General features: G+C 68.2%; 16 protein-coding genes. 4 read left to right on the top strand and 12 right to left on the bottom strand.

Annotation, left to right across the window (positions count from 1 at the left end; translation table 11 throughout):
- Positions 1-115 precede the first annotated feature (115 nt).
- The 5 genes from ACFPQ9_RS09630 to ACFPQ9_RS09610 all read right to left on the bottom strand — a co-directional run bounded on the left by ACFPQ9_RS09630 (position 116) and on the right by ACFPQ9_RS09610 (position 8,367).
- The gene (locus ACFPQ9_RS09630; RefSeq protein ID WP_380849761.1) at positions 116-1,063 is read right to left on the bottom strand and encodes an anti-sigma factor family protein; all 948 of its coding nucleotides are present in this window, start codon (positions 1,061-1,063) and stop codon (positions 116-118) included.
- Positions 1,060-1,800: an RNA polymerase sigma factor SigM gene (gene sigM / locus ACFPQ9_RS09625; protein WP_380849758.1), complete on the bottom strand. Its 741-nt coding sequence runs from the start codon at positions 1,798-1,800 to the stop codon at positions 1,060-1,062. Before sigM ends, ACFPQ9_RS09630 begins: the two co-directional genes overlap by 4 nt.
- 32 nt (positions 1,801-1,832) lie before the next feature.
- Positions 1,833-3,548, bottom strand: coding sequence for a protein kinase family protein (locus ACFPQ9_RS09620; RefSeq protein ID WP_380849755.1), 1,716 nt, complete (start codon positions 3,546-3,548; stop codon positions 1,833-1,835).
- A 136-nt stretch (positions 3,549-3,684) separates the two neighbouring features.
- Positions 3,685-5,916 (bottom strand): murein biosynthesis integral membrane protein MurJ, encoded by a 2,232-nt coding sequence (murJ, locus tag ACFPQ9_RS09615; RefSeq protein WP_380849752.1) that lies wholly within the window; start codon positions 5,914-5,916, stop codon positions 3,685-3,687.
- A gap of 45 nt (positions 5,917-5,961) precedes the next feature.
- Positions 5,962-8,367, bottom strand: a complete 2,406-nt coding sequence (locus ACFPQ9_RS09610) for a DUF6049 family protein (protein WP_380849749.1) — start codon at positions 8,365-8,367, stop codon at positions 5,962-5,964.
- A gap of 278 nt (positions 8,368-8,645) precedes the next feature.
- Here ACFPQ9_RS09610 and ACFPQ9_RS09605 point away from each other — a divergent pair, with 278 nt between their 5' ends.
- Positions 8,646-10,112, top strand: a complete 1,467-nt coding sequence (locus ACFPQ9_RS09605) for a CCA tRNA nucleotidyltransferase (RefSeq protein WP_380849746.1) — start codon at positions 8,646-8,648, stop codon at positions 10,110-10,112.
- Between the two features lie 104 nt (positions 10,113-10,216).
- Here the strand turns inward: ACFPQ9_RS09605 and ACFPQ9_RS09600 are convergent, their stop codons facing one another.
- The 4 genes from ACFPQ9_RS09600 to ACFPQ9_RS09585 form a co-directional block, all read right to left on the bottom strand.
- A complete protein-coding gene (locus tag ACFPQ9_RS09600; RefSeq protein WP_380849743.1) occupies positions 10,217-10,699 on the bottom strand; it encodes an LppU/SCO3897 family protein in 483 nt (160 codons plus the stop codon).
- A gap of 111 nt (positions 10,700-10,810) precedes the next feature.
- Positions 10,811-12,088, bottom strand: coding sequence for an MFS transporter (locus tag ACFPQ9_RS09595; protein WP_380849740.1), 1,278 nt, complete (start codon positions 12,086-12,088; stop codon positions 10,811-10,813).
- Positions 12,089-12,183: 95 nt separating this feature from the next.
- The gene (locus ACFPQ9_RS09590) at positions 12,184-13,266 is read right to left on the bottom strand and encodes an inositol-3-phosphate synthase (RefSeq protein WP_380849737.1); all 1,083 of its coding nucleotides are present in this window, start codon (positions 13,264-13,266) and stop codon (positions 12,184-12,186) included.
- A gap of 43 nt (positions 13,267-13,309) precedes the next feature.
- Positions 13,310-13,993, bottom strand: a complete 684-nt coding sequence (locus ACFPQ9_RS09585; RefSeq protein ID WP_330355165.1) for a PadR family transcriptional regulator — start codon at positions 13,991-13,993, stop codon at positions 13,310-13,312.
- A 351-nt stretch (positions 13,994-14,344) separates the two neighbouring features.
- Between ACFPQ9_RS09585 and ACFPQ9_RS09580 the strand changes: the two genes are divergently transcribed.
- Both ACFPQ9_RS09580 and ACFPQ9_RS09575 read left to right on the top strand, forming a co-directional pair.
- Positions 14,345-16,972, top strand: coding sequence for a transglycosylase domain-containing protein (locus ACFPQ9_RS09580; RefSeq protein WP_380849734.1), 2,628 nt, complete (start codon positions 14,345-14,347; stop codon positions 16,970-16,972).
- A gap of 197 nt (positions 16,973-17,169) precedes the next feature.
- Entirely contained in the window at positions 17,170-18,669 is a 1,500-nt protein-coding gene (locus ACFPQ9_RS09575) for a glycosyltransferase family 87 protein (RefSeq protein ID WP_380849731.1), read from the top strand.
- 171 nt (positions 18,670-18,840) lie between these two features.
- On the opposite strand, the gene ACFPQ9_RS09570 is transcribed toward ACFPQ9_RS09575, so the two are convergent.
- The 3 genes from ACFPQ9_RS09570 to ACFPQ9_RS09560 form a co-directional block, all read right to left on the bottom strand.
- Positions 18,841-19,872, bottom strand: a complete 1,032-nt coding sequence (locus ACFPQ9_RS09570) for an alanine racemase (RefSeq protein ID WP_380849728.1) — start codon at positions 19,870-19,872, stop codon at positions 18,841-18,843.
- Positions 19,873-19,970: 98 nt separating this feature from the next.
- Complete coding sequence (femX, locus tag ACFPQ9_RS09565; protein ID WP_380849725.1) at positions 19,971-21,089, bottom strand: peptidoglycan bridge formation glycyltransferase FemX; 1,119 nt, start codon at positions 21,087-21,089, stop codon at positions 19,971-19,973.
- Between the two features lie 217 nt (positions 21,090-21,306).
- Positions 21,307-21,615 carry a hypothetical protein gene (locus tag ACFPQ9_RS09560; protein ID WP_380849722.1) on the bottom strand — a complete coding sequence of 103 codons (309 nt, stop codon included), beginning with the start codon at positions 21,613-21,615 and terminating at the stop codon, positions 21,307-21,309.
- 263 nt (positions 21,616-21,878) lie between these two features.
- On the opposite strand from ACFPQ9_RS09560, the gene rpsF reads away from it, so the two are divergent.
- Complete coding sequence (rpsF, locus tag ACFPQ9_RS09555; RefSeq protein WP_005482942.1) at positions 21,879-22,169, top strand: 30S ribosomal protein S6; 291 nt, start codon at positions 21,879-21,881, stop codon at positions 22,167-22,169.
- The last annotated feature ends 60 nt before the right edge of the window (positions 22,170-22,229 follow it).

Genomic DNA, 22,229 nt, shown 5'->3' with positions numbered 1-22,229 from the left:
AACTCTCACCCCACCCAACGGATCCTAAGGGGCGCGCATTCCCACTGTGTCCGGGCACACGGTGAGGCCTCACCGTAGGGGTTGCCACGCTTGACGAAGACGAACCGCCGGCCTCTCAGGGACGCGCGTAGGACTCCGTCAGGAGAACCTTGGCACTGGTGGTCGACGGGTGTGTCACACAGTTCGCGTCGACGAGATAAGCGGTGACCTTGCTGGTGTCAGAGGCATCGGTGAGGACGACGAGCAGAACGTCCTTGCCCTGGAAGGTGCCCTCCTGTGCGGCGAGCGCCGGGTCATCGCGACCGATGCCCTTCTGGATGCACTCGGGCACGGTGATCTCCCGCAGGATCTTCGGGCTCTCGGTGTCGGGCCCGCCCCTCACGCCCATGCTCTCGTCCGGGCCGCGGGACTTGCCGATGTTGTTGCCGCTCGTGGCGAGGAGGTGGTCGACCTGCTTCTCCAGTTTCGCCGCCGAGAAGGTGTCGGCGGCGGTCTGCCCGCCCTCGGCCGTGGGACCGGATCCTCCGCCACCCATCAGTGAGGTCAGCAGTACGGTGCCGAGGCCCAGGGCGGCGGCCGTGAACGCGGCACTCAGGACGGCGACCTTGCGGCGTCCCGTCCTCTTGCGGTCCTTGCGGCCGGGGCCGGTGGTGGAGGAGCGGGCGTGGCCTGCCGGGCGATCCGCTGCTGCCGATGTTTCACGTGAAACATGCGTGCCGTCGTCCTCAGTGGACCTGCCGCCGTCGGCAGCGGAGACCGCACGGGGGCCGCCGGCGGGCGCAGGCGCGTCGGCCTCATGCGGCGTCGTCGCGTTCAGCAGGGCCTCCGCGGCGAGCGCGGCGTCGATGCGCTCCGCGACATCCGAGGGCATCCGTGCCGGGCCGGGCAGCGTGCCGAGCAGTCCCCGGATCTCTTCCAGCGAGGCGTGGACGTCCGCGCACAGCTCGCACTCGTCCAGGTGCCGGCGTAGATCGGCGGTCCTGGACGGAGGGAGGAGGCCCTCGGTGAGGTCGGAGATCTCGGCGACGTCCGGGTGCCCGGCCATGTCTGTCGTGGATGTCACGCTCGCCCACCTCCGCCCTTCACTGCGGCTGAATCACTCGGCCCTGTATCGCGCGGATCCGTGTCCTGTGACCTACTCGCCTTCGGACCCGCTGCCGGTGGGACGGATGTCCCGTGCGTCCGGTTCCGCCTCTCGTCGGGATCCTTGCCGCCACCGGCGCTTTCCGGCCGCAGATGGGTGAGGAGAGGCAGAAGTCTGGCTCTGCCCCGTGCACACCGACTCTTGATCGTGCCCGTCGGGACGTCGAGAACCCGAGCGGCCTCGGCGACGGGGTAGCCCTGCATGTCGACCAGGACGAGGGCCGCCCGCTGGTCGGGCGGGAGCGTGCCGAGCGCTTCCAGTAGCTGGCGGTGCAGATCGTTGCGCTCCGCGGGAGCCGAGGCGGATTCGTGCGGCTCCAGGAGCTGCTCCAGGCGCTCTGTGTCGTCGACCGGGGACGTCTTCCGGGAGGCCGCCTTGCGGGCGCGGTCCAGGCAGGCGTTCACCGTGATGCGGTGCAGCCACGTGGTGACGGCCGACTGGCCCCTGAAGGTGTGGGCGGCCCGGTAGGCGGAGACGAGGGCGTCCTGGACGGCGTCAGCGGCCTCCTCGCGGTCACCCAGCGTCCGCAGCGCCACGGCCCAGAGGCGGTCGCGGTGACGCCGCACGATCTCCCCGAAGGCGTCGGGGTCTCCCTCTACATGCAGGGCGAGGAGGTCCTGATCGCTTGCGTCACCGTATGCGCTGCCATCGGCCATCGGACCCCCCTCCCTTCGCCTGCGGTCAGTCGTCAGCCGGTGAACTTCACGTCGGTGACGGCCTGCTTGTAACCGGCACTGCTGTAGCCGTCCGAAGGAGCGTTCGGCACGGCTGTGATCCACAGAAGTACGTACTGCGTCTTCACCGCCTTCGAGGCTTTCACGGTGAGAGAGGTACCGTCCGTCGTGGCGGTTCCGATCTGCGTCATCCCGTCGATCCCTGTCGAGGGGGACAACGAGTCGGTGGCGTACAGGACGACGGTCGTGCGATCCCCGGCGTACTTGAGCCCTATCGACGCGGTGGAGATCTTCTCGGACGAGCCGAGTTCGTAGACGATGCCCACGCCCGGCTTGTACGGGGCGAGTGTCGGGCCGGCGTTGTAGCGCTTGGTGCGCCAGTAGGTCGAACTGTCACCGTCGTAGGTGTTGTCGACGTCGCCCGGCGCCTGGGCATCGCCGCTCACGACGTACTCCTGAGCTCCCTCGACCTTGACCGGCTTGGCCGGCTTGTTCGCGTCGCTGCCCTTGTCGCCGTCGTCCGTCGTCTGCGTCTGGTTGGAGTCCTCGGACTTGCCGCCCTGATCCATCAGCGCGTCCGCCAACTGCCAGCTGCCCAGGCCCAGAGCTGCGATGAGGAGGGCCGAGACGGCCCACTTCAGGGCCTTGCCGGTGCGGCTCTGCAGCGGGGGCGGCGGAGCCGGCATCTGCTGGGTGGCGCCGGGACGCGTTTGGCGGCCGTAGGTGCCCTGCTGGTACGTCGTGCGCTGATAGTCCGGCGGGGCCGTGAACGAGGGCTCCGGCGGGCGGATGCGGGGCATCTCGCCGATCGCCTTCACCAGTTCCTCCGGCGTGGTGCACGCGGACTCGTGGCGGGAGGCGGTCGCACCGTCGTTGGCCAGCGCCCGCATGGCGAGCTCGGACAGCCCACGGTGGACACCGGCACGCACCTGGTCGGGCGCGATCAGCCCGACGTCCTTGGGCAGCCCGGACAGGCCGTAGGCGTCGCTCTCGTACGGCCAGCGCTGGGCGAGCGCGGCGTACAGCAGGGCGCCGATGGCCTCCGTGTCGGTGCGCTGCGGGGTGTCGGAGCTGATGCCCCGAAGCGCGGCGTTCACGGCGAGGCCGCGGATGCGCCACTGGCCGGTGGAGGTGCGCAGCACGGCATTCGGGTTGAGCCGCAGATGGGCGAGACCCTCGCGGTGGGCGGCGGCCATGGCCGCGGACACCTGGGTGACCATCTGGTAGGCGTCGTACACCTCCAGCGGACCGGAGGCGAGAAGGGTCGTCAATTCCGTGGCGTCAGGGAGCCATTCGTGGACGACGTAGACGAGGTCGTTCTCCTCCACGGCGTCGAGCACCTGGACGAAGCGCGGATCACCGAGCAACGCGGAGGAGCGGGCCGCGGCCAGAACGGAACGCGCCCGTGCGTGGTCCGCGGGCAGGATGTGCACGCCGACGGCGCGACGGAGTTTCTCGTCGACCGCACGCCAGCTGCTGAAACCGTCCAGACGGGTGACGCACTCCTCGAGGCGGTACCGTCTGGCGAGTTTGTGGCCGCTGTGCAGTTCGGGCGGTGAGACCTTCCCGGGACCCTCGGTCCCGCCACTCCCCTGTGCCTCGTCGATGTCCGTGTCCCGCTCCCGATTCTTGGCCACCCCGTCGGCCGTGGACTGGTCCGCCTGGGCGGTCAGCGGCTCGTCGCCGCTGTTGTCTGCCACGTCGACGGCAGCCGTGCTCCGTTCCGCCACCGTCGTTCCTGCCTCCCCATCCATTGCGCGCCGTTGGACCTCGTGCGCGCCGTCCGACGCCGAAACCAATTGTGCCCACAGTCCGCCGCTATGCACGACACACGATGGCGGACGATGGTTGTGCGCGTACCCCGGTTCAGCGACCCAGACGCCCGCGAACCATGCCGACCAGTGAGTTGAGCTCGTCGATCCGCATCCTGCGCGCAGCGACGAAGAAGACTCCGAGCAGTACCGCTCCACCGGCCAGGAGAGCGGCGAAGGAACCCAGCGCGCCCTGGCCGAGCGTCCGGGTGACTCCGTAGCAGGCCGCGCCGCTCAGCAGCGCCGCGGGTACCGAGGCGATGCACAGCCTGGTGTACGTCCGCATCACCCGGGTGCCGTCGAGGTCGCCGCCGAGCCGCTTGCGCAGCCGGCTCCAGGCGACACCGACGCCGATCGCGTAGGCCAGGCCGTACGAGGCGGCCATGCCGACCACGGCCCAGCGGGCCGGCAGCACGAGATAGCAGAGCACCGACGCCCCCGCGTTGCCCGCGGCCACGATGACCGTGTTGTAGAAGGGGGTGCGGGTGTCCTCGTAGGCGTAGAAGGCGCGCAGTACGACGTACTGCACCGAGTAGGGGATCAGGCCGAGGCCGAAGGCCATCAGCATGAAGCCCATGTTGGTGGCCTCGCTCGTGCCCGAGGAGCCGAACATCAGGGTGCACATCGGGATGCCGAGCGACACGAATCCGAAGGCGAGCGGCACGATCGCCACGGCTGTCGTCCGCAGGCCCTGGGAGATGTCGTCCCGGACGGCGCCAGGGTCGTCCTCGGCGGCCGAGCGCGAGATGCGCGGCAGCAGGGCCGCCATCAGGGACACGGTGATGATGGCCTGCGGCAGGCCCCAGATCAGCTGGGCGTTGGCGTAGGCGGCGAAGCCGGTGCCGTCTTCGTCGGAGGCGATGCCGGCGGCCGTGGAGAGCTGGGTGACCACGAGCGCGCCCGCCTGGTTGGCCAGGACGAACAGGATGGTCCACTTGGCGAGCACGGCCGCTTTGCCGAGGCCGTGGCCCCGCCAGTCGAAGCGCAGCCGCAGCCGGAAGCCGGTCTCGCGCAGATACGGGATCATCGCCAGCGCCTGGACGACCAGTCCGAGCAGGACGCCGATGCCGAGGAGCCGCTGGCCCTCCGCCGGGATGTTCGTGACCGCCATGCCGGAGTGCTCGGCGGTGCCGTACACCCACAGGAACATGCCGAGCGTCACGATGATGACGATGTTGTTCAGGACCGGGGTCCACATCATCGCGCCGAAGCGGCCGCGCGCGTTGAGGATCTGGCCCATCACCACATGGACGCCCATGAAGAAGATCGAGGGCAGGAAGTAGCGGGTGAAGGTGACCGCGACGTCGTTGGCGGCGGGGTCGTTGGCGACCTTGGTGGACAGCGCGCTGACGAGCATCGGCGCGGCGTACATCGCGAGCGCGGTCAGGGCGGCGAGCGCCACCATCACCAGCGTCAGCAGACGGTTCGCGTAGGCCTCGCCGCCGTCCTCGTCGTCCTTCATGGCGCGCACGAGCTGCGGCACGAAGACGGAGTTGAGGCCGCCGCCGACGGTCAGGATGTAGATCATCGTCGGCAGCTGGTAGGCGACCTGGAAGGAGTCGCCGAGCAGGCCGAGGCCCAGTGCCGAGACGATCAGCATGGACCGGACGAAGCCGGTGAGCCGGGAGACCATCGTCCCCGCCGCCATCACGGCGCTCGACTTCAGCAGACCTCCGGCCCGGCCGGCCTTCTTCCCGGTGGGCGCGGGCGCAGGTGCGGGCGTAGGAGGGGCCGTCTCGGCGCCCGCGGGGGGCGCAGGGACCGCGGCGGGGGCGGGAGAAGGTGCCGGGACCGTGGGCTGTGCCTGGTACTGCGGGTGGCCGCCCTGCTGCTGGTCGCGGAAGAGGTGCGCGAAGGCGTCGTGCTCCTGCTGTTCCCCGCCGGAGTGTGAGACGAGGTCGTCGACGCCCACGTACTGGGTCGTCCGGGGGTCGTCACCGTACGGCAGGTACTGGGTCGGGCCCTCCGGCTCCGGCGCCGGGGTCTGGGCCCACACGTGCGGGTCGGGGGCGTAGGGCGACTGGGGCGGCTGGGAATAGAGGGGCTGCTGGGGCGGGTATGTGCCCGGCGGGGGCGGCGGGTGCGCGGCACGGTCGTACAGCGCCTCGGCGACCGGGTCCTGGGCGGAGAGCTCCTGGCCCCGGTAGGGGTCCTGGTCGTAGGCGTCCTGGAGGTACATGTCCGCGGGCTGCTGCGGCGGCACCTGGCCGGGCTCGGGCGGCGGGCCCTCGGGGTGCCCCGAGCTGCCCGCAGCCTGGCCGCGGTCACCGTCGTACGGCGCGTTCATGGCTACCCCACCTCATCGTCCCGGGCCCACCGGCCACGACATCGCTCAACGGTCCACTCTCTCACCCGTGCCGGACGGGTCGGCGCTTTCCGCTGCGGTGTCCGGTGTCGGGTCACTCGGCTGCTCCGGGGCGCCTTCCCCGTCACCGGTGCGGGACTCCTCCTTGAGAACGTCCTCGGGTGTGAGACGGTCCGCGGGGGTTTCCGGGTTCTCCGGATCGTCGTCCGCGCCCGTCTCCTGCGGGCCGTCCTCCTCCGCGTCACGGGCCGCGGCGCGCTTGCGCTGCGTGTACATCCGGAACCCGGCGAGGACCAGCAACAGGAAGCCGCCGCCGATGACCAGCATCACGGTGGCTGTGAACTCGGTGACCTTCACCTCGAAGGTGACGGGCAGACCGTACGCCTGGCCGTCCTCCGTGTACAGCTGGGCGATCACCCTGGCCTGGCCGTTGGCCTGGGCCGAGGTGGTGAACTTCACCGTCTGGCTGTGTCCGCCGGAGACCGAGACGTCCTGCTCGTCGTAGGCGTCGCTGCCGATCTCCAGACGCCTCGGGCTCGTGGAGGTGAGCCGCAGCACCAGGTGCTCCACGCCCTGGACCAGGTTGTTCTGCACGGTCACGGGGATCGTGGCGCTGCGTCCCGAGAGCTTGATCTCGGACTTCTCGATCAGGGTGACCTGATCGGCCAGGGAGTTGATGTACGCCTCGATGGCGTTGCGGGAGTCGGCCGCCTCCGCAGAGCGGCCGCGCCAGGAGGTGGACATCTCGCGGTTCATGGCCCGGCCGAAGGGGGTCACGACGCGGGACGGGTCGCTGAGGATGACCTTGAAGTTGTCGAGCTTGTTCTGCGTCGTCGCGATCTGCTCGAAGGCGGCGCGCGGCAGCTCCTGCTTGCGCAGCGAGGAGGGGTACCTGGAGGCCGGCGGCACCTTCGTGGTGGCGCCGGAGTCCGGCTTGGCCGTGGCCGCGGCCGTGAGCTCCTGGGACTGGGACCAGGACCCGCCCTGGAGCGCGGTCACCGCCGCGGCCATCGCCTGGGCCTGGCTCGCCGTCGGCATCCGCTGGGGGGCGAAGACGATGCTGCGCTGCTTGTCCGACTGGAGGTTCAGGGCCAGGCTCTGTGCGAGGAACCTCTGGACGGCCAGCGTGGAGCTGGAGGCTCTGGTCAGGTTGCCCTGGAACACCGTCGACATGCGTGCGTCCGCGACGACCGCCGTCGTGCCGCCGCCGATGGGGCGGGCCGCGGAGGGCGTGTAGGGCAGGCCGCCCGTCTCGATGAGGCTGTCGCTGCGGGCGATCACCTTGTCCGCGCCGGCGGAGGTGGCGACCTTGACGATGGACGGATCGACGGCGCCGTTCACAGGCCAGGCGAAGTCGGTCGTCGGTTCCACATGGAGCACCGATTCGACGGTGTCGGCTGCGACGTCGGTGGCCTCCTTGAGGTGGCTCAGGGAGCCGGTGACGTTCGTGCCGTTGTGCGCGAGGGAGGCCAGGTCCGGGTCGGCGAAGGGCAGGGCGACGACCTCCTTGTCCTGCACCGCCTCCTGGAGCTCGGACAGCCACTGGTTGGCGACACCCTGGTGGGTGCCCGCCGTCGTCGTGTCGCCGTCGCCCTGGACGCGGTAGCTCTCCGTCATCGCGTCCACGGAAGCCAGCAGGTCGGGATCGATCACCCAGGTGACGTCGAGTTCCTTGCCGAGCGACACCATCTGCTGGAGGCGCCCACCGGGGGAGATCTCCTTGGCGAGGTCGTCGTCGCGGAAGACGGGCGTCTGGGACTCGTCGGATCCCGTCTGTGCCGTCATGTGGGACGTGGAGATGAGCGGCCACAGAACCGTCGTCTTCGTCTTGGTGTCCGCTCCGTCCGGCTGCCACGGCAGGAACGTCCGCTCGATGCCCAGCACCTGGTTCCAGGGCCGCGCCGCCGTCTCACCGGACAGGGAAACGGAGAACTGGTAGACCCCGTCGCCGCCGAGGTCGAGCTTGTCGACCGGCACCGAGATGCTGAAGTTCTGGGAGACCCCCGGGGTGAGCTTCGCGAACTCCTTGACGTACTTCCCGCCCACCGGGGATCCGTCGAGCCCCTGCTGGTAGTCGGTGCGCCCGACGACCGTGTCGACGTCCGAGCGGGTGTTCAGGAGGCCCCCGAGCCGCAGGTCCACCTGCGCGTCGGTGACGGGCTGCTTGCCCTTGTTGGTCACCGTGCCGGACACGGTGACGGTGTCGTCCTCACCGGGCACCGTCGGAGTGAGCGAGTCCACAGCGACGTCGACGGTGTTCGAGCCGGAAGCGGCCTTCAGGGAGTCCTGTCCGACCGCGTGTGAGGGCGCCGCGGCGGGCAGCTGGAGCAGGCCGGCCAGAAGTGGCGCCCCGGCGAACAGTGCTCCGGTGCGCCGCACCCAGCGGCGGGCAGGTGAGGGACTCATCCCCAGGAAGTCTGCCGCCTCGGCCACGCGCTCGCCCGTCCCTCGTCGTCGTCAGTGGTCGTCGGAATGTGCGTCCACGCATGGTAACGATGCGCGCTGAGGGGAAGTGCCGCGGACTGCCCCCCAAGATCGGCCCGAGGAGCCGGCCTGTCCCGTATGTGCATTTATAAGGGGAGGGCCGTCACCAAGTCGTAAAGGTAGTGACCGGCAGCCCCTCGGTCGCCTCGGCGGAGGCGCCTGTGTGCGCCGAGTGCACGTTTAATGGAGGCGCCCGCGCATGCCCGGGCCACGTACCCTCTTCTGTTGTGCCGAACGCCAACGAAGACAAGTCCAGTGCCCTGAGTCAGGTGCAGCACCGCGCGGTGAGTGAACTGCTGCGGGTCGCGCCTGTCGCCGACGACCTCGCCCGCCGTTTCAAGGACGCCGGGTTCTCACTCGCGCTGGTCGGCGGATCGGTCCGGGACGCGCTCCTCGGTCGGCTCGGCAACGATCTGGACTTCACCACCGACGCTCGTCCCCAGGACGTGCTGAAGATCGTGCGCCCCTGGGCGGACGCGGTGTGGGAGGTGGGGATCGCCTTCGGCACGGTCGGTGCACAGAAGGATGCCCGCGTCGGAGACGCTGATCGACGCTTTCAGATCGAGGTGACGACCTACCGCTCGGAGGCGTACGACCGGACTTCACGCAAGCCCGAGGTGTCGTACGGCGACTCGATCGAGGAGGACCTCGTCCGGCGTGACTTCACGGTCAACGCGATGGCGGTCGCCCTGCCGGAGAAGCAGTTCGTCGACCCGCACGGTGGGCTGGAGGACCTCGCGGCGCGTGTGCTGCGCACCCCGGGTACGCCGGAGGCGTCCTTCTCCGACGACCCGCTGCGCATGATGCGTGCGGCGCGCTTCGCGGCCCAGCTCGACTTCGACGTGGCCCCCGAGGTGGTGACGGCCATGAAGGAGATGGCCGAGCGGATCGAGATCGTCTCGGCCGAGCGGGTTCGGGACGAGCTGAACAAGCTGATTCTCTCCGCCCACCCGCGCAAGGGTCTGACGTTGCTGGTCGACACCGGTCTCGCCGACCATGTGCTGCCCGAGCTGCCGGCGCTGCGGCTCGAGAGCGACGAGCATCACCGTCACAAGGACGTGTACGAGCACACGCTGATCGTCCTGGAGCAGGCGATGGCGCTGGAGGAGAACGGTCCCGACCTGGCCCTCCGGCTGTCCGCTCTGCTGCACGACATCGGCAAGCCGCGCACGCGTCGCTTCGAGAAGGACGGCCGGGTCTCGTTCCATCACCATGAGGTGGTCGGCGCGAAGATGACGAAGAAGCGCATGACGGCGCTCAAGTACTCCAACGAGCTGGTGAAGGACGTCTCACGTCTGGTCGAACTCCACCTGCGCTTCCACGGCTATGGCACCGGGGAATGGACGGACTCCGCCGTGCGACGCTACGTCCGCGACGCCGGCCCGCTCCTGGACCGTCTGCACAAGCTGACACGCTCGGACTGCACGACGCGTAACAAGCGCAAGGCGGCGGCTCTGTCCCGCGCCTACGACGGCCTGGAGGAGCGGATCGCTCAACTGCAGGAGCAGGAGGAACTCGATTCCATCCGCCCCGACCTCGACGGCAACCAGATCATGGAGATCCTCGGCGTCGGGCCGGGGCCGGTGATCGGCAGCGCGTACAAGCACATGCTGGAGCTTCGGCTGGAGCATGGGCCGATGGGGCATGACGATGCGGTGGCGGCGCTCAAGGAGTGGTGGGCCGAGCAGAGCTGAGCCCTGGGAAGTGCGGCATGTTTCACGTGAAACATGCCGCACCCGGATACGCCGAGGGGCGATGTTTCACGTGAAACATCGCCCCTCGGCGTCTGGGAAAAGACTTACTTGGAGGACGCGAGTTCCTCGAGGCACAGGGTGAAGTTGTCTCCGTCACCACTCTGCGTGTACTCGGCGTACTTCGTGCGGTCGCATCCGCCGCCGCTGCCGTCCTTCTTGTCGGCGACCTTGTACGCGGCCTTGGAGTCGCCGCATTCCACGACCTCGAGGTCGGGGTCGGTGACGCTGTTCGGGTTGCCGATGCTCATGCAGTCGCCAACCTCCGCCGTGTTGGCGTCGTCCCGGCTGGCTATGAAGCCGCCGATGACCACACCGGCGACGACCACGGCCACGACGATGTTCTTGATCTTCTTGAAGGTCCACTTGCGCTCGGGCTGCGGCGGAACCGGCGCGTACGGCGCCCCCTGCTGAGGGAACCCCGGCTGACCCGGCTGCTGCGGGTACGGGGCCTGGCCCTGCGGCGGCTGACCCTGGGCGTACGGGTTCTGGCCCTGAGCGAATGGATTGCCCTGCGGCGGCGTTGTCACTTGGGGGTCCCCCTAGAACATGGGTGCGTGATCGCGAACAATGGCGCGATGTAAGACGGACGTAAGCTACCGGGCCCCGCTGACAACTCTGTACTCGGGAGTGCCTCTGTGTCATTGATGTGACACAGACCGATGCTCAAAGCGGGCCATAGCCGCAGCAACTGCCGCGTAGATAACGGCGACTGTGACAATGAGGGGGGCTGAACGGCCGTCCGGCGGAAGCATCAGAGCCGCCACTCCGGCCGCTCCCACGAAGGCGACGTTGAACAGCACGTCATAGACGGAAAAGGTTCGGCCCCGGAAGCCGTCCTCGACCGAGGACTGCACGATCGTGTCCGTCGAGATCTTCGCGCCCTGTGTCGTCAGGCCGAGCACGAAGGCCGCCACCAGCATGGGAGTTGCGGCGAAGGGCAGGCCGAGGGCGGTCACCAGGACGGCGGCGATGCCCGCGCATACGGCGATCCAGCGGCCGGGGCCGAGCCGCGCGGCGGCCCAGGGGGTCACCACGGCCGCCGCGAAGAAGCCGGCGCCGGAGAGGGCCAACGCCAGCCCCAGCAGGGCGAGTCCGTCATCGGCGTTGGAGGAGAAGGCGTACCGGCACAGCATCAGCAGCATGACGAGCAGAGCGCCGTAGCAGAAGCGCATCAGCGTCATCGTGAAGAGCGCCCAGGCGGCCTCGCGGCGCGGCGGAGCGGAGAGATGGCGTACGCCTGCCGCCAGGTCGCGGGCGGTGCCGGAGAGCGCTGCCCCGAGATCTGGCTGCACCAACTCGCGATCGGGGCCGAGCAGTTCCGGCGCCATACGCAGTGCGGCCAGCCCGGCGCACAGATACAGCGCGGCTCCCAGCAGCACCACGGCGGCATCGGAGTCCCAGACCACCAGCCGTACGACGAAGGCCAGGCCGGCTCCCGCAGTCGCGGCGAGCGTTCCGGCGGTCGGGGAGAGCGAGTTGGCGATGACGAGCCGCTCTCCGTCGACCACACGTGGCAGCGCGGCGGACAGGCCGGACAGAACGAAGCGGTTGACGGCGGTGACGCACAGGGCGGAGGCGTAGAACAGCCAGTCCGGGACCTCGGTGACGATCAGGGCGGCGGTCGCCGAGGCGAGCAGGGTGCGCAGCAGGCTGCCGTACAGCAGGACCTGGCGGCGGCGCCAGCGGTCAAGCAGAACGCCCGAGAAGGGGCCCACCAGGGAGTACGGCAGGAGCAGCACCGCCATGGCGGAGGCGATCGCGGTGGCCGAGGTCTGCTTCTCCGGGGAGAAGACGACGTAGGTGGCGAGCGCGGTCTGGTAGACGCCGTCGGCGCCCTGGGAGAGCAGGCGTACGGAGAGCAGGCGCCGGAAGTCCCGGAAACGCAGCAGGACCCGCAGGTCGCGTACGACGGACATGGGGCACAGCCTCACATACGGGAGGGTCCCCGGGCGGTACAACCCGGGGACCCTCCACAGCCCTGGCAGGAGCGTTTCGATGCAGCGCCGTCTGCTTAGCGCTCGACCTCGCCCTTGATGAACTTCTCGACGTTCTCGCGGGCCTCGTCGTCGAAGTACTGGACCGGCGGGGACTTCATGAAGTAGCTGGACGCCGACAGGATCGGGCCGCCGATGCCCCGGTCCTTGGCGATCTTCGCGGCGCGCAGGGCGTCGATGATGACGCCGGCGGAGTTCGGGGAGTCCCAGACCTCGAGCTTGTACTCCAGGTTCAGCGGGACGTCGCCGAAGGCACGGCCCTCGAGGCGGACGTAGGCCCACTTGCGGTCGTCGAGCCAGGCCACGTAGTCGGACGGGCCGATGTGGACGTTCTTCTCGCCGAGCTCCCGGTCGGGGATCTGCGAGGTGACGGCCTGCGTCTTGGAGATCTTCTTGGACTCGAGGCGGTCACGCTCGAGCATGTTCTTGAAGTCCATGTTGCCGCCGACGTTCAGCTGCATCGTGCGGTCCAGGACGACACCGCGGTCCTCGAAGAGCTTCGCCATCACGCGGTGCGTGATGGTCGCGCCGACCTGGGACTTGATGTCGTCGCCGACGATCGGGACGCCCGCCTCGGTGAACTTGTCCGCCCATTCCTTCGTACCGGCGATGAAGACCGGCAGCGCGTTGACGAAGGCGACCTTGGCGTCGATGGCGCACTGGGCATAGAACTTCGCCGCGTCCTCGGAACCGACGGGCAGGTAGCAGACGAGGACGTCGACCTGCTTGTCCTTGAGGACCTGGACGACGTCGACCGGGGCCTCGGCGGACTCCTCGATGGTCTCTCGGTAGTACTTGCCGAGACCGTCGAGGGTGTGACCGCGCTGGACGGTCACGCCGGAACGGGGCACGTCGCAGATCTTGATCGTGTTGTTCTCGCTCGCGCCGATGGCGTCCGCGAGGTCGAGGCCGACCTTCTTCGCGTCGACATCGAACGCGGCGACGAACTCGACGTCCTTGACGTGGTAGTCGCCGAACTGCACGTGCATGAGGCCGGGGACCTTCGACGCCGGGTCGGCGTCCTTGTAGTACTCGACTCCCTGAACCAGCGACGCGGCACAGTTGCCCACGCCGACGATGGCTACGCGAACCGAACCCATTCCGGTTGCTCCCTGTGTGTACGAGTGAGTTCCTGAGTGGAACTCACGTGGCGGTGTCGCCGGGCGTATCCGGCCGGGGGTCGTCCCCCGGCCGGGGCAGGCCGCCCGGCGCTCCAGTGGTGTTGTCCTGCGAGTCGGGCCCCCCGGAGGCGGAACCCCTCAGGTCCCGTCCGGCCCGCTCGCTCTCGATGAGCTCGTTCAGCCAGCGCACCTCGCGCTCCACGGACTCCATCCCGTGGCGCTGAAGCTCAAGCGTGTAGTCGTCGAGGCGCTCCCGGGTGCGCGCCAGAGAGGCGCTCATCTTCTCCAGGCGCTCCTCCAGCCGACTGCGACGGCCCTCCAGCACGCGCATGCGCACGTCCTGGGGTGTACGTCCGAAGAAAGCGAATCGGGCAGCGAAATGCTCGTCCTCGTACGCATCGGGTCCGGTCTGGGAGAGCAGCTCCTCGAAGTGCTCCTTACCTTCCGCCGTCAATCGATAGACGATCTTGGCGCGACGGCCCGCGAGGGGTGCGGCGAGCGCGTCCTCGGTGGTGTTCCCCGGTTCCTCGATCAACCAGCCGTTGGCGACCAGCGTCTTGAGGCAGGGATAGAGCGTGCCGTAGCTGAACGCACGGAACACGCCCAGCGACGTATTGAGTCGTTTGCGCAGCTCATAGCCGTGCATCGGGGACTCGCGCAGCAGTCCGAGTACGGCGAACTCGAGGATCCCGGAACGTCGGCTCACCCCTCGCCTCCTCGTCGTATCTCGCGCTGATGTATCGACTCGATACATCAAGACGATAGAACGGCCTTCCGCACGCGACAAGTGGGGGAACGGTGAACGGGATCACATCAACGATTCATGTGGAGCGAGTTGCCTGATTTGGGGTGAAGTTCGGGGCTAGGAGGACTTTGACGGTGCGTAGTCTGTGCGCCATGCATAACACCGGGAACCGAGTGACACCTGAGGGCGTCGCCATCCTTGGTGCAGTACGGATGAATGAGGAACGGACCACATCCGTACTCCGGGGGGACCGGAAAACCGCCGTCGTTGCCAGGCGCCCAGGGGTGCGCCTGCCCGAGGAGTAGTCGTTCGATGAGCGAGCACCGTCGCAAACCGCCGCAGCCGCAGGGAGGCGGACGTGCCGCGGCCCGACGCGGTCAGGCCGGCTCGTCCTCCGGCCGCCGAGCGGCACCGCGAGGCGCCACCGGATCTCCCTCCGACTCGTACGGGTCGGGTCCCACCGGTTCGGTGAGCGAGGAACGTCCGTACGGCGGCCGCGCCGAAGCACGACGCGCGGCCCAGAGAAGCGCCGGTGGCCGGCGCAGGGCGCCTGAACCGGGCAGAGGCGGCCGTCGCGCCGCTCCCGGGGGGCCGAGCGGCCCCGGGCGTGGCAGAGGACGTCCAGGACCGCCCCCCAAGAAGCGGTTCATCGACTATCCGCGTGCGGGCAAGGACGGCCTCGCGCGCTGGGTGCCGTCGTGGCGGCTCGTGACCGGAGCCTTCCTCGCGTTCATGGGCGGTCTGATCGCCGCCGCGGGCATCGGGTACGCCATGGTCGGGATCCCGAAGGCCCAGGACACCGCCCTGGCGCAGAACAACGTCTTCTACTGGTCCAACGGCAAGCAGATGGCGGCGACCGGCGGTCAGACGAACCGCCAGCTCGTGAGTGATGCGGAGATCCCGAAGGAGATGAAGGACGCGGTGGTCTCCGCCGAGAACGCGTCCTTCTACGACGACAAGGGCATCGACCCGGCGGGTATCGGGCGTGCTCTGCTCAACATGGCGCGGGGCGGCGAGACGCAGGGTGGTTCGACGATCACCCAGCAGTTCGTCAAGAACACCTACCTGAGCCAGGAGCAGACGCTCTCCCGCAAGTTCAAGGAACTGTTCATCTCCATCAAGGTCGGCCAGAAGCTGTCCAAGGACGAGATCCTTGCCGGCTATCTGAACACCGCCTACTACGGCCGTAACGCCTACGGCATCCAGGCGGCGGCTCAGGCGTACTTCGGTGTCGACGCCACCAAGCTCACCACCACGCAGTGCGCCTTCCTCGCCTCCGTTCTGAAGGGTCCGAACTTCTACAACCCCGACGGCGGTGTGGGAGCGGGTGCCTCGCAGGGCGAGAACACCAAGCGGGCCAAGGACCGCTGGTCGTGGATCCTGGGCCGCATGGTCGAGGTCGGACGCATGACGCCCTCGGAGCGGGCCAAGGTCGGCGACTTCCCCACGCTGAAGAAGCAGAACTCGAACCTCTCCGGGCAGTCCGGCTATCTGATCGACATCGCCAAGGAGTACGTCGCCAAGAAGGCGAACCTCTCTCCCGAGGATCTGGAGAAGGGCGGCTACCGGATCTACACGACCTTCGACAAGGAGAAGGTCAACCAGATGGCGACCGCCGTCGAGAAGACGCGCAAGAGCTTCCTCAACACCAAGAAGCGGGAGAAGGACAAGTACGTCCAGTTCGGTGGGGCGTCGGTCGATCCCAAGTCCGGAGCGATCGTCGCGCTGTACGGCGGCGAGGGCTACGACAAGGGGCACTACTCCAACAACGCCAACACGCTGGGTGTGCCGGTCGGCTCGACCTGGAAGCCCATCGTGCTGGCCGCCGCGATGGAGTACGGAACCTACGAGACCGACGGAGAGCCGCTCTCGCCGCTGGCCAAGTACAACGGCAATGACCTTCTGGAGATCAAGGACCAGAACGGCGACCCGATCATGGGCGACAACGGCAAGCCGTTCCGGCAGAAGAACGAGGGAACCACGCCTTGGGGCGAGGTGACGCTCCGGAAGGCCATGGAGCAGTCGATCAACAGCCCGTTCGCGCAGCTGGGTATCGATGTCGGCCTGACCAAGACCCAGGACATGGCCGAGAAGATGGGTATCTCGTCCAGCTTCTTCGACAAGGCCAACATCAGGAACGTGTCCTTCTCGCTCGGTACGTCGACCCCCAGCGCCATCCGCATGGCCGACGCGTACGGCACCTTCGCGGCGTCGGGTGAGCACTTCGAGCCCTACTCGGTCACCAAGGTGCTCAAGGACGGCGAACCGCTCGAAGGATTCGACAAGCCCGAGAAGCAGATCGCCATGGACGAGAACGTCGCGAACAACGTGACGGACGTCCTGGAGAACGTGGTCAAGAACGGCACCGGCAAGAAGGTCGCGGACATCGGGTTCCCGGTGGCCGGCAAGACGGGTACGACCGACGAGAACAAGTCGGCCTGGTTCGTCGGCTACACCAGGGAGCTGTCCACAGCCGTCACGCTGTTCCGGACGGACCCCGGCAAGGGCAAGCTGCTCTCCATGAATGGAACCGGTGGCGTGCCCTCCATCCATGGTGGTGACATCCCGGCGCAGGTTTGGAAGGACTACATGGCCGAGGCCATGAAGGGCATCGACTACGAGGAGTTCCCGGAGGCAGAGCCCATCGGCGAGATCATCGAGGAGACTCCCACGCCGACTGTGGCGCCGTCGCCCACCGAGACGGTCGAGGAGAGTCCGACGCCGACCCCGACGCCGACGGAGACGGAGACATCGCCGACGCCGACACCCACGGGCACCTGCAGTGAGTTCGACTGGCAGTGTGACAACAGCAACGGTGGACAGAACGGCGGCTCGGACGGCGGCACAACCTCGTCGCCGACGCCAACGGAAACAGAGACGGACAACAGCGGAGGCAATGCCAACGGCAACGGAGGCATCTTCGGTGGACCGTCAGGCTGACCGAGGGCTCATCTGACGCTGGAAGGCCGGTGGCCGGCACCCATGAGGCGGGTGCCGGCCACCGGCTTTTGTCGCTCGTACGTGGGCTCTGGCGGCGGGCTGTTTCACGTGAAACGTCGGTTTCACGTGAAACACTCGAACGCCGCACCCCCTTCTCTCTCGCACCGTTCTCAGACTGGTACGGCAGGATGTGCCCCATGCCCAGTGCAGAGACGACGCCCACGAGCGTGCACGAGCCCGACCCGGTGCGGCCGACCAAGGAGGACGAGGTCGCCGCGAACGGGAGCGAGCTGATCGGCGGTCCCATCGGACGACGTGCCCTGCTCGGGACGTCCTGGTGGACTCCCGTGCGGATCGTCGCGCTCGTGGCGATCGGCATGTTCGCCCTCGGGCTGGTCCAGAAGGCGCCCTGCTACAACGGTGCCTGGTTCTTCGGCGCCAGCTCGCAGTACACGCATGCCTGCTACTCGGACATTCCGCACCTCTACCAGGGCCGCGGCTTCGCAGAAGGGCTGGTGCCGTACTTCGACCAGCTCCCCGGCGACATGGAGTACCTCGAGTACCCGGTGCTGACCGGAGTCTTCATGGAGGTCGCCTCCTGGCTCACGCCGGGCAGCGGCAGCATCCAGGACCAGGAACAGTGGTACTGGATGGTCAATGCCGGGATGCTGATGGTGTGCGCGGCCGTGATCGCCGTCTGTGTGAGCCGCACGCACACCCGACGCCCCTGGGACGGTCTGCTGGTCGCCCTGGCGCCGGCCTTCGCGCTGACCGCGACCATTAACTGGGACCTGCTGGCCGTCGCTCTGACGGCCGCGGCGATGCTGATGTGGTCCCGAGGCCGTTCCCTCGCCTTCGGGATCCTCCTGGGGCTCGCTACGGCCGCGAAGCTCTATCCCGTCTTCCTGCTCGGCCCGTTGTTCGTCCTGTGCTGGCGTGCGGGCAAGTGGCGTGACTTCGGCAGGGCGCTGGGCGGCACCGTACTCGCCTGGCTGGTCGTGAACCTGCCGGTGATGCTGCTCGCCTGGGACGGCTGGTCGCAGTTCTACCGGTTCAGCCAGGAGCGCGGCGTCGACTTCGGATCCTTCTGGCTGATCCTGGCCCAGAACTCCTCCGACCCGCTGAGCACCGAGACCGTCAACACGCTTGCCACGCTGCTGATGCTGCTGTGCTGCGTCGGCATCGCGGCGCTCACCCTCACCGCGCCCAGGCGCCCGCGCTTTGCCCAGCTGGCCTTTCTGATCGTCGCGGCGTTCATCCTCACCAACAAGGTCTACTCGCCGCAGTACGTCCTCTGGCTGGTGCCCCTGGCCGTCCTGGCCCGGCCGCGCTGGCGGGACTTCCTCATCTGGCAGGCGTGCGAGGTCGCCTACTTCCTCGGGATCTGGCTGTACCTCGCGTACACGACCAGCGGAGACGCCCACAAGGGACTGCCGCCGGACGGCTACCACTGGGCGATCGGCGCGCACCTGCTCGGCACGCTGTACCTGTGCGCCGTCGTCGTACGGGACATCCTGATGCCGGAGCGCGATCCGGTCCGGCGAACCGGTGAGGACGACCCCTCGGGCGGCGTCCTCGACAGGGCGGAGGACGCGTTCGTGCTCGGTGCCGCGACGCATCCACCCCGGCATGCGGCCCACTTCGAGGGGCCCCAGGTGGAGTGGGGCAAGAGCGGGGCGACCGGAAGTTCGCTCTGAGCGAACAGCCCGTAGAGAGGGCACGTCCAAGGACATAAGAGAGGGCACGCCCAAGGACAGACGCGAGGCGGGCCCGAAAGCGAGAAGGCCGTACACGGAGCAGCCCGTGTACGGCCTTTCGTGGTTACCGCGGTGCCGGGCGCAGTCGCTCAGCGGCCCGGTGACGCCGGATCAGCGGTCGACGATGCGGTCGAACTGCGTGGTGGTGTGCCGCAGATGGGCGACCAGCTCGTCGCCGACCTTCGGCTCCGGGGCGTCCGAGGGGACGAACAGGATCGAGACCTGCATGTGCGGCGGCTCAGCGAACCAGCGCTGCTTGCCTCCCCACACGAAGGGAGAAAGGTTCCGGTTGACCGTGGCGAGGCCGGCCCGTGCGACGCCCTTGGCACGCGGCATGACGCCGTGCAGGGCCTTCGGGGCCTCAAGACCCACCCCGTGCGACGTACCGCCCGCCACGACCACCAGGAAGCCGTCAGAGGCCGCCTTCTGCTGCCGGTAGCCGAAGCGGTCGCCCTTGGAGACGCGCGTGACGTCCAGGACCGCGCCGCGGTACTCGGTGGCGTCGTGGTCCCCCAGCCACAGCCGCGTGCCGATACGCGCGCGGAAGCGGGTCTGCGGGAACTGCTGCTGGAGGCGGGCGAGTTCCTCGGCCTTGAGATGGCTGACGAACATCGTGTGCAGCGGCAGCCGGGCCGCGCGCAACCGGTCCATCCAGCCGATGACCTCCTCGACGGCGTCGGAGCCGTCGGTGCGGTCCAGCGGCAGGTGGATGGCGAAGCCCTCCAGCCGGACGTTCTCTATGGCGGCGTGCAGCTGCGGCAGATCGTGCTCGTTGACGCCGTGCCGCTTCATCGAGGACATCACCTCGATGACGACACGGGCGCCGACCAGGCCGTACACGCCGTCCACCGAGGACACCGAGCGGATGACCCGGTCCGGCAGCGGGACGGGTTCCTCGCCGCGCCGGTACGGCGTCAGCACCAGCAGGTCACCGCCGAAGTAGTCCTTGATGCGCGCGGCCTCGTACGTCGTGCCGACGGCGAGTATGTCCGAGCCCAGCCGCGTGGCCTCCTCCGCGAGCCGCTCGTGCCCGAACCCGTAGCCGTTGCCCTTGCAGACCGGGACGAGACCCGGGAACTGCTCCTGCACGTGCTTGTGGTGCGCCCGCCAGCGCGCGGTGTCGACGTAGAGGGTGAGCGCCATGGCCGGACCTGGAACCTTTCTCGTGGCTGCGGTGTATCAGAGATATGGAAACTATCGACGGTGCAGCTGTTGACGGTATCGAAGCAGAGATCGCAAGGTCAGCGACGCGACATGTAGATGTCGAGGGCCTTGTGGAGCAGCTTGTTCAGCGGGAAGTCCCACTCGCCCAGGTACTCGGCGGCCTGGCCGCCCGTGCCCACCTTGAACTGGATCAGGCCGAAGAGGTGGTCGGTCTCGTCCAGCGAGTCGGAGATGCCGCGCAGGTCGTAGACGGTGGCGCCGAGCGCATAGGCGTCGCGCAGCATCCGCCACTGCATCGCGTTCGAGGGCCGGACCTCACGGCCGATGTTGTCGGAGGCGCCGTAGGAGTACCAGACGTGCCCGCCGACGATCAGCATGGTCGCCGCCGACAGGTTCACCCCGTTGTGCCGGGCGAAGTACAGCCGCATCCGGTTGGGGTCCTCGGTGTTGAGGGCCGTCCACATGCGCTGGAAGTACGACAGCGGACGCGGCCGGAAGTGGTCGCGCACGGCGGTGATCTCGTACAGGCGCTGCCACTCCGCGAGGTCCTGGTAACCGCCCTGGACGACCTCGACGCCGGCCTTCTCGGCCTTCTTGATGTTGCGTCGCCACAGCTGGTTGAAGTTCTTGTGGACCTCTTCCAGGGACCGGTTGGCCAGCGGCACCTGGTAGACGTAGCGAGGCTGTACGTCGCCGAAGCCGGCCCCGCCGTCCTCGCCCTGCTGCCAGCCCATACGACGCAGCTTGTCGGCGACCTCGAAGGCGCGCGGCTCGATGAAGTCGGCCTCGATGTCGCGCAGCCGCTTCACGTCCGGGCTCTGGATGCCCGCCTTGATGGACGTGGCCTCCCAGCGCCGGATGATCACCGGCGGGCCCATCTTCACGGAGAAGGCGCCCTGCTGCTTCAGGTGCGCCAGCATCGGTTCCAGCCACTCGGTCAGATTCGGCGCGAACCAGTTGATGACCGGTCCCTCGGGCAGATACGCGAGGTAGCGCTTGATCTTGGGAAGCTGGCGGTAGAGGACGAGGCCCGCGCCGACCAGCTCGCCGCTCCGGTCGAACCATCCGAGGCTCTCCGAACGCCACTCAGCCTTGACGTCAGCCCAGGCCGGGACCTGCATGTGGCTGGCCGCGGGCAGGCTCTGGATGTAGGCCAGATGCTGCTCGCGACTGATCGTCCTCAGGGTCAGGCTCATTCGGGGCGCTCCTCGGGCTGGTGTGTCCCCATGGGTACAGGGGCTCCGGCTCTCGCGCCGAAGCCTACTGCGCCTTCGGAGCGCCTCGACTGGGCGTACGGAAGCTTCGCCCCGGCTTCCGCTTCGCCGAGGCGTTCGAGAGTGTTCTATGCGGTGTTCTACCGGTGTTCGGGGGACGGTCGCCCCGGCCGGTGCGAGAAGGGCTCTGCCCCCGGCGTCAGAAGCCGCCGAAGAGCCCCCCGTGCGCCATGCCGAGGAAGAAGCCGAGTCCGGAGGCACCGAGACCCACGATCAGGCCGAAGCGCTCACGGGTCGTCTCCGAGATCCACTGGCCGTACGCACCCGTGAGGATGCCCACCAGACCGGTCCAGGAGCTGAGCAGGTGCAAGAAGTGGAACTGGGCCGTGATGAACGACGTGATGCCGAGCACCAGGGTCACCACGAGCAGGGTGTCCTGGATGGGATGGGACTGTCCGTCCGTGGCGAAAAGGCCTCCGACGGTGTTGGGTCGCAATGCCTGTGCCATAGGGCACCTCCTGCGGAAGACGGCGCATCGTAGCGCCATACACACCCGATGTGTACAGATTGTGGGCGACGGCGGCCGGATTTCAACCGGAAGCAGGTGTGCGGGTACTGTGTACCGTCTGCACCGATGTCTGCCCGGGCCTGCTCGGGGAAACCGCGAGGTCACCCCGATTGTCAGTGCCCGCCGATACCGTTGCGTACGCATCACAACCCTCCTGCCACGGAACGACCGTGGCCGCTGAGTCCAAAGGAGGTGGGTTCCACATGCGTCACTACGAGGTGATGGTCATCCTCGACCCCGATCTGGAGGAGCGCGCTGTCGCCCCCCTGATCGAGAACTTCCTCTCCGTCGTCCGTGAGGGCAACGGCAAGGTCGAGAAGGTCGACACCTGGGGCCGTCGTCGTCTCTCGTACGAGATCAAGAAGAAGCCCGAGGGCATCTACTCGGTCATCGACCTGCAGGCCGAGCCTGCGGTCGTCAAGGAGCTCGACCGCCAGATGAACCTGAACGAGTCGGTCCTCCGGACCAAGGTCCTCCGCCCCGAGACCCACTGAGCTCTCCCGCTCAGCTGATCTCGGGATTCGAGTAGCAGCACAAGCAGCCAGCAGCAAACC

It is taken from the genome of Streptomyces coerulescens, assembly GCF_042657965.1.
Lineage (GTDB): Bacteria > Actinomycetota > Actinomycetes > Streptomycetales > Streptomycetaceae > Streptomyces > Streptomyces coerulescens.
Note: the sequence above shows the minus strand (reverse complement) of the source record. Positions and strands in the feature narration are given on the sequence as shown.